Here is a 14102-nt window from a genome sequence, read left to right as displayed (position 1 = left end):
CGCCGAGTCGTGCATGACCATCAGCTCCGACGAGCCGGCATCAACCGATCACGGGGGGAGCGGTGTCGCCGTCGTTGCCGCCCCACACATCCTCGTCCTCGGTGAGCCACGTGGTGCGCTCGTGCTCGTCTTCGCCGCCGCCAGCTCCGCCGCGAGCGCCCATGGGCGCGCCCATCATTCCACCGGCACCCATGCCGCGGCCCGCGCCGAGACCGCGGCCCGCGCCGAGACCGGCACCGCGCCCCGCACCGGCGCCGGCACCCGGAGGACCACCGGCCAGACCGCCCATCGGGGCGCCGCCGAGACCGGCACCGCCGCCGATCCCACCGCCGCCGCCACCGATGCCGCCGCCACCGATGCCGCCGCCGAGACCGCCACGCCCGAACGGGTCGGCGCCTGCGCCGATGCCTCCAGCGCCCCCCTGGGGCAGCCCCGCCAGGTCGCTCTTCCCGGGGCCGCTGCCGTACGGGTTGGGCACGTTCTGCCCGCCGCCAGCGCCCCCGCCGCCGTACGGGTCGGGCACGTTCTGCCCGTTGCCGGAGCCCCCGCCGTACGGGTTCGGCACGTTCTGGTCACCGAAGGGGTCGCTGCCAGGAGGTCCGCTCCCATACGGGTTGGGCACCTTGGCGCCTCCGCCTCCGCCTCCGCCGCCGCCCGGGTAATCGGTACGCCGCTTCCACCTCTCATCACCCGGATTCACCATGGGCTGGTCGGTGGTGAGGGTGGTGGGGAGTTTGTCGTTGGCTTGGACAGTGCGCTCGGTGAGCCGCTTCATGTGCTCGCGGGCGATCTTGTCCTCCTCGTCCTCGAGGAGGCCGATGGCCTCGGCGAGCGTCTTGCCGCCGACGGCGATCAGACCGCCGCCAGGGCCGGCGATCATGGTGCCGGCAGCGAAAACCGCGGCGTCCCCGGTGCTCAGGCCCTCGAAGTTCCCCCGGCCGGGACGGTGGTCCCGGTACCACTCGAGCTGCGGGCCATAGGTGGACAGCGCGGTGCCCGTCTCATGGGCGACCTTGTACATGTTCTCGGCGGTGGTCTGCAGACGCCGCATCTGCTTGATGGCGACGTCGGCGTCATCGCCCTTCCACACGCTCTCCAAGGCCGAGGCCTGGGCGCGCAGGGTGCCGGCCGCCTCGTTCAGCTTGCTGGCGGCGGCGTTGTACGCCTGTCCGGCTTGGATGACCTTGTCGGGCCGGGTGGAGTCGAGGATCCGGTCCATCTCGTCCATGCCGCCGGTGAATTCGCTGGGCGAGATGGGGCCGTATCGGATGTGGTGATCCTTCGGCTTGCTGTCAGTCATCGTCTGGTCCGCAATCGTCATAGCCCCGCCCTATCAGTAGGCCCGGGTGTTCCCGGTGGTCGGTCGGCTGGTGTGGCTGACCTGCACGCTGTTGGCCGCAGCGGTGTTGGTCTGCTCCTTCTCGTCGTGGTTGTTGACCGCACGCCGCAGCGCCTCAATGACCTGGCCGTAGGCGTTGACGAAAGTGGTGTACTCCTGGTTGATCACGCTGTAGGCCCGCGCGGTATTCTCGCCGAGCTGCTGGCCAGCGGAGAAACCCGCACTCCCGCCGAGGTCGGCCTGGGTCACATTGCCGCGTCCCTGGATGTCGCTCGGCGTCCCGTAGCCGGTGTCGAAGGTGGCGAGATTGTCCTCAAGGATCTTGAGGATCTTCTTGGCCGCATCGGTGTCGATTTCGCTCTTGCCGCCAGCACCCATGTGAAACCTCCCGTGGGGGCGCCCCGGCCCCCGCTGCCTGCTGGAGTCCCCGTCGTGTCCCTCTCATGGGGCCGGGCAGCATGCCCACCCCGCGAGCGTCGCGGCCGACCGCCCGTCCGCGGGGCGGCCGGCCGCGGACGGCGTCAGCCCGAGATGAGGTTGACGTTCGTACGGACCGTGCTCTGGCCGGTTTCGGACGAGAAGTTGATGACTTCGCCGAGCTGCTGCAGCACGCGGCCGATCTCCTGGGCGGACTGCTCCCACTGACGCTTGGCGTCGAAGTAGGCGTTCTTGGCGTCGTCCTCCCACTGCGCGAGCTTGCTCTCGACGCTCTTCTCGAGGTCGTCCAGCTCGCTCTGCATCTGGGTGAACTTGGCCTGGAACGTCGCGTACGCCTGCTGCATGGCGCCGAAGTCCATGGAGCTGTAGCTCATTGTTCCTCCGTTGAGTCCCGAGGATCGGTGGGGGATTCGGTCAGCCGTTCAGCAGGCCGGCGATCCGGTTGATGCTCTCGGTCTGCTGCTGCTCGCTGGCCTCGTAGTTGATCTTGGTCTGCACGAGCTTCTCGTGGAGCTCCTCGAGGACGTCGAGGACCTTGCTCAGCTCGGTGTTGAACTCGTTGTAGACCTTGGTGAAGGCGTTGCTCGCCTCACCGATCCACCGGCCGGCGAGCTGGGCCTGCTCCTGACCCAGGTCGCCCTGGATCTTGCGCAGGTCCTGAGCGGCGGACTCGACCCGCTGGGCCGCCTGCGCCATTTCTGCTCTGTCGACCGAAGACCTCTGGCTCATGAGTCATCCTTCCGCACTACCCACTGCAGATCTTTCAGACGCGGCGCCGAGCCGGATGGTTCGCACGAAATCGGATCGATTCGCATTCACCCCGTCTTCGCCACCATCGTCGGGCACGGCACCGCATCGGTAAAGCCCTGCCACGGGTCCGCGGCACGCGACGTGCGCCTGCCGCGGTCCGCTCGCAACCGTCGACAGCCCGCGTATGCGGGACCGTTGCCGTCGGAGGGGCCGGACTTTCCTGCCAGCTACCGACGACCGTTTCCGGCCTTCGGCGACGATGCGACCGCGCGGTGAAGGCCGCATCGCACGACTTAGACCCGGCGGCCCGCAGGCCCGGTTCCATGGCCGTCGTCATCGTCGGGAGGCGCCTCGCGGTTCAGGCCCACAGTTCGGAGTTGGCCTTCTCCGCGGTCTGGTAGTTCCCCCGCGCGGTCATGACGACCTGGTGAAACTCCTTGATCATCCTGGCCTGTTCCCGCGCGGCCTTGTCCCACTTCGCCCTGGCGTCGAAGAAGGCGTCCCGCGCGTCGTCCTCCCATTTGGACAGCCCGCTCTGGAGGTCCGCCTCGAGATTGTCCAGGAGCTCGACCATCTCGCGATTCTTGGCCTGGAACATCGCCTCGGCCTGCTGCATCACGGAGTAGTCGGTGCTGAACGCCTGACCCACGGTCTTCCCTCCGTCACGACTGCGTCCATCCGGAGCGTAGCAACCGCATACCGAACGAAGCAGCGTTTTATCTCTCAGTGATCTATAGACCCGCAGAACCGGAGGCGACCGGCAAGACCGCCTTGTCCGGATCCAGCACGGGCCCCTGCGGCACCATGTTGAGCAGGTTGGCGGGCACCGGAACCGAGTCGTTCTGGTCCGCCGAGATCGAGTAGCCCAGCGCCTTGGCGGTCTCGGGCGACTTCAGCGAGTACCTGCGTCCGTTATCGGACACGAACACGTAGGTGTTGATGGCGTCGACGGAGCCCGACGCCGGCAGCACGCCGGCGAGCACGGCGCTGCCCGGCGGCAGCACCACGTTGTCCACGCCCGTCCCGGACACCCGCGTCGGCATCGGCAGGTCCTTGCCGCCGCCGACGGTCAGCACGGCGTTCTGCGCGCCCTTGGAGGTGTCGCGGTACACCACGCACAGCGCTTCCTTGACGTTGAGCGGCTCCGCCTTGATCTGGGTCTGCGGCAGCCGGTCGTCCATCAGCCGCTGCGGCGACCGGTTGTTGGTGACGACGGCCGCTTCGAGCGGCGTGTCGCGGGGGAAGCGGTACTGCCCGCTGGACTGGATGAGCGCGGCCTGCACCCGGCTGATGGGCGCGAAGCCGTCGCGCAGCAGCACGTAGAACTGGTCGGCGCCGCCCGCGACGCCCTTGACGACGAACACTTGGCCGATCGTGCCCTTGGCGCCCCCGGGCGTCTGGGTCGGACGGCCGAAGTCGGGGATGCGCGGAGGGGCGAAGTCGGGTCCGGCGGGCAGCGCGTTGACGAACGCCTCCGACACCCGGGGCGGCGCCGACGCCTGCAGGACGGTCATGCCCGCGGGCGACATGCGCATCCGCTGGTTGCGCCAGATGAGCCAGTTCGCGCCCGCGCCGGTGCTGACGACCACGCCGGTGTCGGCGTCGAGCTTGCGCCCGCCGACGTCCCGGCCGCCGACCAGCGACACCACCGAGCGGGTGATGCCGTTGACGTCGCCCTCCCGCACGCACACCGACCACGGCCCGCCGACCAGGCGCTTGCGGTCGGGCACGGTGTCGGGCGCGCCGGGGATGCCGATCATCGGGCCGCGGGGGAACTTCGCCAGCGACTTGGCCGACACGGACTTCTGCTGACCCTGGCTCCCGCCGCTGCCGGCGACGGCCAGCTTGGCGGAGGCGTAATTGGCGACGGGGCACAAGACCTTCTCCTTGTACCCCTGCGGCTGGCACCACACGTACCGGCTGCCGGTCTCCTTCTCGATGAGCAGCAGGCCGCCGTTGGTCAGTCCTTTCGTCCCGCCGCCGAAGATCAGCCCGGCGATGCCGAATCCGGCGGCCACCAGCACGCCCACCATGACCCCGGCGAACGTGCCCACGTTGAGACGGCGCAGCGGCTGTTCGGGGTAGTCGGGCTCGCCGAGGATCAGCGCCTGCGAGGCGCGGTGCGTCATCAGCCGGTGCGCCTGCAGCAGATCCCGCTTGGTCTGCATGGACGGTGCCTCCTAGCCTCGGACCCTCCGGTCAGCCGACCACGGTGCGGACGTACTCGAACACCCCGGCGACCCCGAGGGCCAGCGGGATCAGCGCGATCACGAAGATCATCTCGACGATGTCGCCCGCGCGGCCCCAGAAGGGGGTGAGCCGGTTCTTCGGCAGCCACATGCCGACGCCGACCGCGATGCCCGAGACCACCAGCGCCGGCAGCAGCACGCCGACCAGGGCGACGGTCTGCGAGGACGTCTCGAACGCGGTGCTGACCGCCAGCAGCGCCAGCCCCGTGACGCCCGGCACCAGCAGCCAGAACTTCTGCGCCCGGCCGCGGAACAGACGCGCGCGCAGCAGCAGCGCCAGCGACACCACCACGGTCATGGCGGAGCTGACCCAGCCGCCGTCCAGCGTCAGCGGGATGAACGCGCCGAGCGCGGTCAGCCCGAGCATGGACACGCCGCCGGTCACGAACCGGTCGGCGACGGCGGTGCGGTTGAGGACCTGCTTGCCGTCCACCATCAGGGTGTCGCGGCGCAGGTCCTCGGCGCTCTGCGGGACGGGCGGCAGCTTGACCCGGGCGAGCTTGAACGCCACGCCCGGCAGGGCCGGGGTCAGCGCCAGCGCGATCGCCACGGTGACGGCGGCGACGCCGGCGGCGTCGGTGTCGAACACCAGCGGGATGGCGCTGTTGATGGTGCCGAGCAGCGCCGCGATGGCGGCGCCGTAGAACACCGGCAGGCCGTCGGCGACACCGAATCCGGCGATGGTGGCGACCAGGACGACCGCGCCGAACCCGGCGACCAGGTGGAGGGCGCCGAGGTCGAGCAGCGCGGTGTCCCTGGCCGGGGCGAGCAGCCCGGCGAGGAAGGCGTAGGGCATCGCCGCGTAGCCCACGGCGGCGCCCGCGCCGGAGTCGCCGAGCGCCCGCGACAGGCCGACCGCGAAGCCGAGCAGCAGCAGGGCGATCAGGCCGGCGACGATGGACGGCACGATCCACGACGGTCCCGACAGCAGCACCGCGACCGCGCCGACCAGCAGCCCGGTCACACCCCAGCCCAGCGCGAACCGGCGCGTGGAGTCCTGCCGCCAGCGGTCGGGCCGGTCGTTGACCGCGGTGGCGACGACGTCGGGGACGTCGTCGAACGCCAGCTCCGGCAGCTGGGCCATGCGCGGCCGCAGGTAGACGAGGTCACCGTCGCGCAGCCCGGCCTGGGCGGGCGTGGACGAAGGGTCGAACGGCGCCTCGTCGAGCTTCTGCAGGACCCAGCCGCCGTGCGCGAGCCCCGCGTCCGCGAGGTTCTGCCCGGCGTAGTGCAGCATCGTGGGGTAGAGCTCCGCGAACGTCGCGTCGGCGGGCAACGCGATGTCGACGCGGCGGTTCGGTCCGACGAGCGTGATCCGACAGAGGTCGGCTCCAGGGGGCGCGCTCACGACTTCCTCGCTATGTGTGCTGTGTCAAACAAGGACGACCAATGTGCATGGTGTCATGCCGCGGACGCTCGCTGTACCGGTGCGCCCGTCCGGGGCGCGCCGAACCGGCGAAGCGCCCGCGGCATGCGTTGGATGTCGCCGCCCGGCCTCCGGTTCCCGGAATCTTCCGTCTCGATCGCCCTGCCGGCTCATCCCTGCTGGGCGGCGTGCCGCATGAGCTCCAGGAAGCCCTGTTCACGGTTCTCGGCGGTGCTGCCGTAGTCGAACGAGTAGGTGAACTCGGCGTTGGTGAACTGGGTGAGCCACATCGCGCAGTAGTTCCCGGGCAGGAAGCACGGTTCCAGTTCGGTGTAGACCCGGGTGACCTGTTCCGGACGCACGCCCTGCGCCTCCAGCCGCGTCCAGAGGACCCGTTCGGGGTGCGGCGCGCCGACCCTGGCCTGCTCGGTCTCGATGCGCTTGACGCCCCGGTCGTCCTGGACCTCGAAGGCGGCGGAGAAGGGGAAGCTCATCGCGTGCCGAATCTGCTCCAGCACGCGCGGCCACCACGCCTCGTCGTCGTCCAAGGCGGGGGCGTCCACCTCGAGCAGCCGCGCCCGCAGGTCGCGGAAGACCTGGGCCGGGGAGCGGTCGCCGGGGGCGGCCAGCAGGGGCAGGTACTGGTCGAGCGCCAGCAGGGACGCCGCGAACGCGGTCAGGCTGCTGTTGACCCGCATGGGCTCCTCGTCGGCCACGACGAACACCGCCTGGACCGCGCCGGCGGGGGTGACGCAGATCTCGGCGCCGTGGTCCGTGCCGACGCGGCACCACTGCGCGGCGTACGTCGGCGCGTCCGGGGCTCCGGTGGTCGCCGCGTATTCGCCGAGGCCCACGGGTTCGCCCGAGCCGGCCAGGAAGTACGGTCCCACCTGGACGGGGACGCCGAACTCCTGCAGGTGCCGCGCGGCGTCGGCCGGGAGCGCCAGGCCGTCCAGCTCCCCCTGCTGGAACCGCCGCAGTCCCCGCTGTCCGAAGTGCGCGACCAGCCGTCCGCCTATGTCAGTCGTCATCCGTCCGGTTCCTCAGCCTCGTCGTTGTCCGCTCATGTCTACCGTGCCAGGCCGGGCGGCGCCGACTCCTCGTCGGTCGGCTGGTCCGGCGGCGGCGGAAGACGGTCGACGTCGACGCGCACGGCGGTGACGCCGTGCCCGCTGCCGACGAACAGGACGCCGCGGTCGTCCATGGCGAGGGCGTTGGCGGGGAACCCGAGACGCAGGGTCAGTTCGCGTCCGCTCACCAGGTCCCAGAACCAGATGTCGCCGTCGGCCCAGCCGATGGCCACCGCGGGCCCGGACGGCAGCATGGCGGCGGCGACGGCGTTGACGGGGACGTCGCGTCGCGCGGCGGGTTCGTCGAGGGCGTCGTCCGCCGGGTTCCACAGCCGGACGGTGCCGTCCGCGCCGCCGCTGACGACGAGCACCGCGCCGTTGTCGCCGCGCAGGCAGGCCACCGCCGTCACCGGGCCGTCATGCGGCTTGGTCTGCTCCGCGTGGAGGGGCGTCGCGTCCAGCGTCCAGCACCGCAGGCCTCCGGAACGGTCGCCGGCCGCCACGACGTGGACGCCGTGGTCCGCGCCCAGCGCCGTGGGCGGGGACGAAGCCTGCGACGCCAACGCCGCGACCAGGGCGTCGAAGTCGGGGCCGGTGTTCCCGCCGGGCTCGGCGTTGAGCAGCGACACGATCGCGTCGGCCCGGCTCTGCGCGCGGGCCGCTTTGGTCCGGCCGATCGCCCCGTGCTGGTCGACGTGGACGACGGTGCCGTCGCTCAGGGCCACGAGGCCGCGCGGCTCGGACGTCCGGCAGGCGATGCGTCCGACCGGCGCGCCGTCGGCGGGCGACAGCAGCCGCAGGGTGCCGTCGACGGACGCCGCGACCAGCGCGCCCGCGTGCTCGCCGGCGCCGACCGTCAGCGCGGTGACGGGCCCGGGCCAGGGATCCCCGTCCGGGGCGGCCGGACGCGTCCCGCACCACTGCACCTGCCACGGCGCCGCCGCGCTCCACGCCTCCAGCCGGCGGGCGAGTTCGGCGTCGTCGACGTGCAGCGCGCCCGCCCGCAGGATCGCGGCGCGTTCGACGGCGTCCTCGGAGGCGATCAGCGCGCGGCCCGCCGTGCGCCAGGCCCGCACGAGGCCGTCGGGGGCCTTGTCGGCGGCGCTGTTCACGGCGATGGTCACGGAGACGGGGTCGGCGTGGACCGCGCATCCGACGTCGGCCAGCATCCGCTCCGCGACGCCCGACGCGGCGGCGTGCCGGAGGATGTGCCGCTCGGCGTAGGGCGGCGTGTTCGCCCAGTCCGGTGCGCCGCCGGGTGTTTTCGGCAGCGAGTCGTAGAGCGTGTAGCCGATGGCGTTGTCGACCTGGGCGTCGAGTTCCGGTGTGCGCGACTTCAGGACCGCGTCACGGAGCGGGCGGCAGTGCAGGGTGTAGCGGTCGACGATGCGTGTCACCAGGGGCGCCGCCGCGGCCAGGGACTGGTCCGCCCGCCCGGGGTCGCCCACGAGCGCGGTCGTCCACCTCCGCCATGTGGGGTGGTCGAGGGGGGAGTAGGCGGAGGCCAGCGCCTGCAGCGCGGGCCACGCCTCCTGCGGGACGCGCCGGAACCAGCCGGCCACCGGGTCCGGGCCGCCGCCGACCAGGGCGAGCTCGGCCAGTCCGGCGTTCGGGTACAGCGCGTCGGCGGCCGCGATGACGGCGGGATCGGTGACGCCCCTGCTCGCGGCCGTCTGGTGCACCCACGCGGTGAACGCCGCCCGGTCGGTGCGCGCCGGGTCGTCGAGGTGGACGACCTCGGCGGGCGCGTCGAACGCGTTGACGACCTCGGGCCTGCCTTCGACGAGCAGCCGGACATGCTGCAGCTGCAGCAGCGGGTTGAGAAGCCTGGTGATGATGTCGTGGGCGGCGGCGCCGTCGCACCGCACCCCGGACTCGTCCAGTTCGCCGATGACGACCGTGGCGGGACGCCGGTCCAGGGAGACGAAGGCCGTGAGCGTCTCGGGATCCGCGCCCGGCATCGACAGCTGCTCTGCCAGAGCCCAGGTGGCCGCGTGCAGGTCCATGCCCCGCGCGCTGAACATGCCGTGCACGGCCCGGTCGGTGCGCAGGTCCTCGGCGGCGATCCACGCGGCGAGCCGGCTCTTGCCGGCGGCGGGCGCACCGGTGATCACGCACAGCCGCGGCCGGAGGACGTCGCCGAGCCACGTCCGCACCGCCGCCGCGGCGGGCCCCCGCCCCGCCTCCGGCGTCCTCGTCTCGACCGCACTCGTCACGCTGCTGTCCTCCCCATGCCGGTGCGCGGGCCGTCCGTCGGCCTCAGCGCGCGTCGAACGCCGTCAGAGATCGTCCGTTCGCGGCGTCCGCTCACGTCCATTCGCCGCGGGCGATGTCCTCCAGAACGGCGTCCCAGACATTCTCCCCCTCCTCCAAGGCCGCCGGATCGGCGCGCTGGAACTCCTGCCGGATGCGCTCGGCCGCCTGCCCCATCGTGTCGGGCTCGGGCGACTCCGGATCGGGCTGCTCGTGCTCGTCGTAGTGCTCCCAGCTGTAGAGGTGCTCGTCACGCCGCAGCACATAGAGGAAATAGGTCAGCCGCGAGATGTCGGAGTTGAGCAGCACGGCACGCGACATGTCCAGCTCGGACACCATGCGCACGGCCCCGGAGGCGCCGTCGATCCCGATCACGCCCATCGCGGCCCCTTGGAACTCCCCCAGGAGGAACAGGTCCGCCGCCTCCGCCGGCAGCTCCCATCCGTACTCGGTGAAGTGGGAGGCCTCCCGCATGCCGCGGACGGCGCGCGGAAATTGCTCGTCCACGACGACGAGCCCCTGAACGTCCGAGGACGGAAAACCCACCGCACTCAAAAACCCGCGCGTCTCGTCGTGGCGCAATCCTTCCGGCAGGAGCGCCGGATCGGTTCTCAGAACGCCCTGTTCACCGAACACGGCCGCCAGCTCGGCGAACGTCAACTCCGGGATCACGCAACTCCTCAGCCATCAGGTACTCGTCGGGTCAGGCCGACCAGGTGCCCTCGGCGATGTCGAAGAAGGCGGTGCTCCAGGGCCCCGCGAAATCGTTGCTCCAGGGTTCGGACGCGTCGTCGACAAAGGGAGTGGGGTCGGCCTCGCGCAGCTCGGCGACCAACTCTCTGGCCACTTCCCGGTACACATCGGACCTGTCCCGCGGATCCGCAGGATCATCGGCGATCGACGACGCGCGTTCGAAGCTGTAGCGATTCTTGCCCCTTTCGAGGACGTACATGTAGTAGGCCAGGGCGTCCACTCCGCTGTGCAGCGGTGTGGGCGCCTCGTCCCAGTCCGGGACGAACCACACCTTGCCGGTCTCTCCGTCGACGGCGACTTCACCGCCGAAGAATCCGCCGAGCACATACCAGCGGTCGGCGTTCGGCGGACGCTCCCACGTCCATCCCTCCTCCTCGCCGACGCTCTCATAGAGCTCGGAAAGAGTCTCGAACTCGCCCGTCAGGGCCGATTCATCGAGACTGAGGTAACCCCTCTTCAGACTTTTCGGCAGACCCACCTCGGCGAGAAACCGCCGCGTCTCCTCATGGCTGAGTCCGTCGGGAAGTTCCGCTTCCGCCTGGCGCCAGACGCCGTCCTCCCCGAACACGCCCGCGAGCTGGTCGTACGTCAACTCGGGAATGACGTCCCCCTCCCCTCCCGCAGGTCAGAACCACGTCCTGGAAGGTCAGCCAACTCGACCTCTCTACCGATCACGCCGAAATGGATGAGAACCCCGCAGACTGACATCTCCAGCCTTCGCAGCGCTCGCCGGCGAAGCAAGGACGCGACGGACGTCCTGCCATATGGACGCAGAGACATCGTCAGGGGTTCAGGTGCGCGCAGACCGAGCTTTCACCTGCACAGATGCAGCATGACAGGATCACGCCATCGATCATTCGCGACGAACCCCGTACTTCTCATGCGGGGCCACACGTTCACCGCAGCCAGGTGGTCACACGCGGCGCCCGCCGGCATCACGATCACCTGCCGACGCCTCAAGCTCGGTGCGATCAAAGTGAGCGCCTGACGCGGCCGCCGGAGCGGGCCGCGGCGTGCGCGAACCGCAGCAGTGCGTCGGCGTATGGTTCACCGGGCCCCGCTGCCGCCCGCCAGCAGCGCCACACGGTGCGGCCCGGAGGCGACGGGGCGTGCCGCAGCACCGACGCCTTCCCGCCCGGCGCAGGAGCTCGCGGGCGGTGCGAGCCCGGACGAGCCGTCCCGCGGACGCAGGCGCTGACCGCCGGGACAGGCACAGCGCCGACGAGGCGCCCGACAACGCGATCAGCCGGTTGAGCTGCGTGCGCCCGGCCGAGCCGAGCCACATCGCAACGCCGCAGCACCTCCGCGCCGCTGACGGCGGCCGGCGCAGTGTCCGGCGGACGCTCAGGACCCGACGCCACGTCGTACGCGGAGGCCGGCGCGGCTGCTCTTACGCACCTGCTGGGTCAGAGCGTCCGGCCGCACGCATGCGGCGGTCTGCCACGGGCGGTTGTCGAACGCGGCCACCTGCTCGTTCCAGGGCTTTCCTCATCCGGCCGTCCTGGCTGCGGGAGACCCCTTTGATGCCCGGCCGCTCGACCGATGTGGCCACCTGCCGCGTCGACTGGAGGCGGCCACCACTCTCATGAGTGCCTGCTCAGGGTGGCGGCGGCGCTCGACCGATACCCGGGGAAGCACGCGGCACAGGTCGGGAGCCGTCGGCTTGATCGTCCTAGCCCGGGTGGTCGACCCGTTCGCCGCAGCCGCATGGGCCTGCACACTCATCAGCGCCCGGCAATCTGTCATCACACTCTGGGCAGGGCGTGACGTCGCTCGCCGCCGCTACGTGCGCAGACTGGCGGCCGCCAGCGGCGGCCACGAGCGGTGACGACGCCGGCGTTGGACGCGCGGAGCGCTGGCGCGGCGGCGCTCGGTCAGCCCCACATGCCTCCGGCGATGTCCTCGAACGCCTGCGTCCACGGGCCCGCGAAACCGTCGGGGAAGGGTTCCCCCTGGAAGTCGTCGGTCGTGAACGGCGTGGGATCCGCCGCGTGCAGCTCACGGGCCAGCGCCCGGGCCGCCTCCTCGAACACCGCGATGCCGTCCCGCGGGTCGTCCGGGTCGTCCTCGATCCGGTCCGCCCGTTCGGCGCTGTACAGCTCGCGGTCCCGCTCGAACGCGTACATGAAATACGCGAACGCGTCCACGCCGCTGTTCAGCGGCTCCGGCGGGGCGTCCCACTCCGGCAGGAACCACACGCGTCCGCTGTCGCCGTCCACGGCGACGTCGCCGCCGACGAAGTGGGCGATGACGTACCAATGATCCGCCCCGTCCGGCTGCTGCCAGGACCATTCCCGGACCGGCCCGAGCTCCCGGTACACCTCGGGCAGCGTCGGGAAGCGGCCGTCGAGCACGCTTTCGTCCAGGTCGATGAATCCGTCGCGCAGCGTCCGGGGCAGCCCGACGTCGGTCAGGAAGCCGCGGGTTCCGTCATGGCGCAGCCCGTCCGGCAGCGTCGCCGGGTCGGCGCGCCAGACGCCCTGTTCCCCGAACACGGCCGCCAGCTCAGCGAACGTCAGTTCCGGAACCACGGCTCTCCTTTAGGTGAATATGCTCCGCACCCATTTCCGGTGCTCGCTGTTCGCCTGGGACCTGCTCGTCCCATTGATACCATAGTCGAAGCTGTGCAACACATCGACGCCCGGCAAATGCCGTTTGATCCACTGGTCGCAGTACGACGGGTTGATGTCGCACGGCGATCGTTCCGTGTAGATCTGCTTGATGTCCTTGACGTCGATGCCGTTGTCGAGCAGGAGATTGGCGCCCATGCGTTCGGAGTGCACGCCGTCGCTGGAGGCGACCAGGATGCGTTCCTGACCGTCCTTGTCGACGAAGCGGATGGCGGCAAAGTTGTCGCCGCCGTCCGCGTTGGCCTGCCGTCTCGCCTCCTTGACCGCGTCGATCAGCTCACGGTCTTTCGGATCCAGGTTCTTGTCGTACGGATCGACCTTGCGGGACGTGACCTTGTCATTGGGGCCGGGCTTGTTGGACGGACGCTTCTTGCGCCATTCGTCGCGCGTCTTCGAGTCGATTTTCTTCGGGTCCAGCCGATAGACGTCGCGCTTCGTCCCGGGGACCCGGAAGAGCTTGTCCGCGCACTTGGCGAAGATGCCCGAAGCCGCCTTCCCGGCCGCCTTGGTGGTTCCTCCGCCCTTGTTCGGCTTACCCAAGGAGGGCTCCGATGGCCTGGTCGATGAGCATTTCGATGATCATCCGAGCGATCTCCTTCGCGATCGGAATCCAGGCCAACGACGCCCCGAACGTCGCCGCGGCCGCCGCCACCGCCTGCGCGATCTGCACCGCCAACATGATCAACTGAACGATCACATTGATCTTCAACGCCAACACGATGCCCGCGCACAAGAAAAAACAGGCGCCCACCGCCATCGCGCCCAACCCCGCATCACGCAGGATCGCCGCAGGCGCGTCCTCCTCACCCCACGCCTGCTGGAACGCCTCGATGTCCTCACCCGCATTGCCCGACGACCACACCCGCTCCGCCGCCGCACCCGCCTCCGACGCCACCGCCTGCACCGTCCCGGCGAACCCCATCCACGTCGACCCCAACTCGAACAACTTCGACTCGTCCGCCTCCGGCCACGTGAACCCCAACATCCCGAGCAGACCGATCAACTCACCCGGAAGCTGCAACCCCATGACCGATCAACACCAACTTCCCTACGAGACGAGCTCGAACTGCGGACGAGCACGGACCGGGCCGCGGCGCCGGCCGCCTGGCGGGCGGGTCACCGTGGTCCTCCCCGTGATCATGACGAGACAAAGTGGATGATAACCACGTAAACCGGCACCTCCCGGTCTTGGCACGCACTCGTCGGCAAAGCAGGGACATGTCGGGCGTCCAGCCGATTGGACGCACGGATGCC

Annotated in this window: 14 protein-coding genes; all 14 read right to left on the bottom strand. The window is 70.5% G+C overall.

Annotated features, from left to right (window positions below):
- Positions 1-40: 40 nt before the first annotated feature.
- Positions 41-1321 (bottom strand): WXG100 family type VII secretion target, encoded by a 1281-nt coding sequence (locus tag AR3_RS32515; protein WP_067906765.1) that lies wholly within the window; start codon positions 1319-1321, stop codon positions 41-43.
- 12 nt (positions 1322-1333) lie between these two features.
- Complete coding sequence (locus tag AR3_RS00510; RefSeq protein ID WP_067906763.1) at positions 1334-1717, bottom strand: hypothetical protein; 384 nt, start codon at positions 1715-1717, stop codon at positions 1334-1336.
- A gap of 143 nt (positions 1718-1860) precedes the next feature.
- The gene (locus tag AR3_RS00505; RefSeq protein WP_067906761.1) at positions 1861-2151 is read right to left on the bottom strand and encodes a WXG100 family type VII secretion target; all 291 of its coding nucleotides are present in this window, start codon (positions 2149-2151) and stop codon (positions 1861-1863) included.
- Positions 2152-2191: 40 nt separating this feature from the next.
- A complete protein-coding gene (locus AR3_RS00500; RefSeq protein ID WP_083950780.1) occupies positions 2192-2506 on the bottom strand; it encodes a WXG100 family type VII secretion target in 315 nt (104 codons plus the stop codon).
- Between the two features lie 379 nt (positions 2507-2885).
- On the bottom strand, positions 2886-3176 hold the full coding sequence (locus AR3_RS00495) for a WXG100 family type VII secretion target (protein ID WP_067906756.1): 291 nt from the start codon (positions 3174-3176) through the stop codon (positions 2886-2888).
- An 82-nt stretch (positions 3177-3258) separates the two neighbouring features.
- Positions 3259-4695: a type VII secretion protein EccB gene (gene eccB, locus AR3_RS00490; protein ID WP_067906754.1), complete on the bottom strand. Its 1437-nt coding sequence runs from the start codon at positions 4693-4695 to the stop codon at positions 3259-3261.
- 31 nt (positions 4696-4726) lie between these two features.
- Positions 4727-6124: a type VII secretion integral membrane protein EccD gene (eccD, locus tag AR3_RS00485; protein WP_067906752.1), complete on the bottom strand. Its 1398-nt coding sequence runs from the start codon at positions 6122-6124 to the stop codon at positions 4727-4729.
- 188 nt (positions 6125-6312) lie between these two features.
- Positions 6313-7173 carry an SUKH-4 family immunity protein gene (locus AR3_RS00480; RefSeq protein ID WP_067906750.1) on the bottom strand — a complete coding sequence of 287 codons (861 nt, stop codon included), beginning with the start codon at positions 7171-7173 and terminating at the stop codon, positions 6313-6315.
- Between the two features lie 38 nt (positions 7174-7211).
- Positions 7212-9428: a WD40 repeat domain-containing protein gene (locus AR3_RS00475; RefSeq protein WP_106258766.1), complete on the bottom strand. Its 2217-nt coding sequence runs from the start codon at positions 9426-9428 to the stop codon at positions 7212-7214.
- Positions 9429-9519: 91 nt separating this feature from the next.
- Positions 9520-10125, bottom strand: coding sequence for an SUKH-4 family immunity protein (locus AR3_RS00470; RefSeq protein ID WP_169803768.1), 606 nt, complete (start codon positions 10123-10125; stop codon positions 9520-9522).
- A gap of 43 nt (positions 10126-10168) precedes the next feature.
- Entirely contained in the window at positions 10169-10810 is a 642-nt protein-coding gene (locus tag AR3_RS00465; protein ID WP_067906744.1) for an SUKH-4 family immunity protein, read from the bottom strand.
- A gap of 1282 nt (positions 10811-12092) precedes the next feature.
- Positions 12093-12749 carry an SUKH-4 family immunity protein gene (locus tag AR3_RS00460; RefSeq protein ID WP_067906742.1) on the bottom strand — a complete coding sequence of 219 codons (657 nt, stop codon included), beginning with the start codon at positions 12747-12749 and terminating at the stop codon, positions 12093-12095.
- A gap of 9 nt (positions 12750-12758) precedes the next feature.
- On the bottom strand, positions 12759-13388 hold the full coding sequence (locus AR3_RS00455; RefSeq protein ID WP_067906740.1) for a nucleic acid/nucleotide deaminase domain-containing protein: 630 nt from the start codon (positions 13386-13388) through the stop codon (positions 12759-12761).
- On the bottom strand, positions 13381-13875 hold the full coding sequence (locus tag AR3_RS00450; RefSeq protein WP_067906738.1) for a WXG100-like domain-containing protein: 495 nt from the start codon (positions 13873-13875) through the stop codon (positions 13381-13383). The genes AR3_RS00455 and AR3_RS00450 overlap by 8 nt, the downstream gene beginning before the upstream one ends.
- Positions 13876-14102 lie beyond the last annotated feature (227 nt).

The sequence above is a fragment of the Actinomadura rubrobrunea NBRC 15275 genome, assembly GCF_001552235.1.
Lineage (GTDB): Bacteria > Actinomycetota > Actinomycetes > Streptosporangiales > Streptosporangiaceae > Spirillospora > Spirillospora viridilutea.
This window is presented reverse-complemented; position numbering and strand designations above follow the sequence as displayed.

What these genes read in the sequence shown, in the direction of transcription:
- AR3_RS32515 (WP_067906765.1), bottom strand. Translation starts at nt 1,321, where the DNA reads ATGACGATTGCGGACCAGACGATGACTGACAGCAAGCCGAAGGATCAC.
- AR3_RS00510 (WP_067906763.1), bottom strand. Translation starts at nt 1,717, where the DNA reads ATGGGTGCTGGCGGCAAGAGCGAAATCGACACCGATGCGGCCAAGAAG.
- eccB (WP_067906754.1), bottom strand. Translation starts at nt 4,695, where the DNA reads ATGCAGACCAAGCGGGATCTGCTGCAGGCGCACCGGCTGATGACGCAC.
- AR3_RS00500 (WP_083950780.1), bottom strand. Translation starts at nt 2,506, where the DNA reads ATGAGCCAGAGGTCTTCGGTCGACAGAGCAGAAATGGCGCAGGCGGCC.
- AR3_RS00505 (WP_067906761.1), bottom strand. Translation starts at nt 2,151, where the DNA reads ATGAGCTACAGCTCCATGGACTTCGGCGCCATGCAGCAGGCGTACGCG.
- AR3_RS00480 (WP_067906750.1), bottom strand. Translation starts at nt 7,173, where the DNA reads ATGACGACTGACATAGGCGGACGGCTGGTCGCGCACTTCGGACAGCGG.
- AR3_RS00450 (WP_067906738.1), bottom strand. Translation starts at nt 13,875, where the DNA reads ATGGGGTTGCAGCTTCCGGGTGAGTTGATCGGTCTGCTCGGGATGTTG.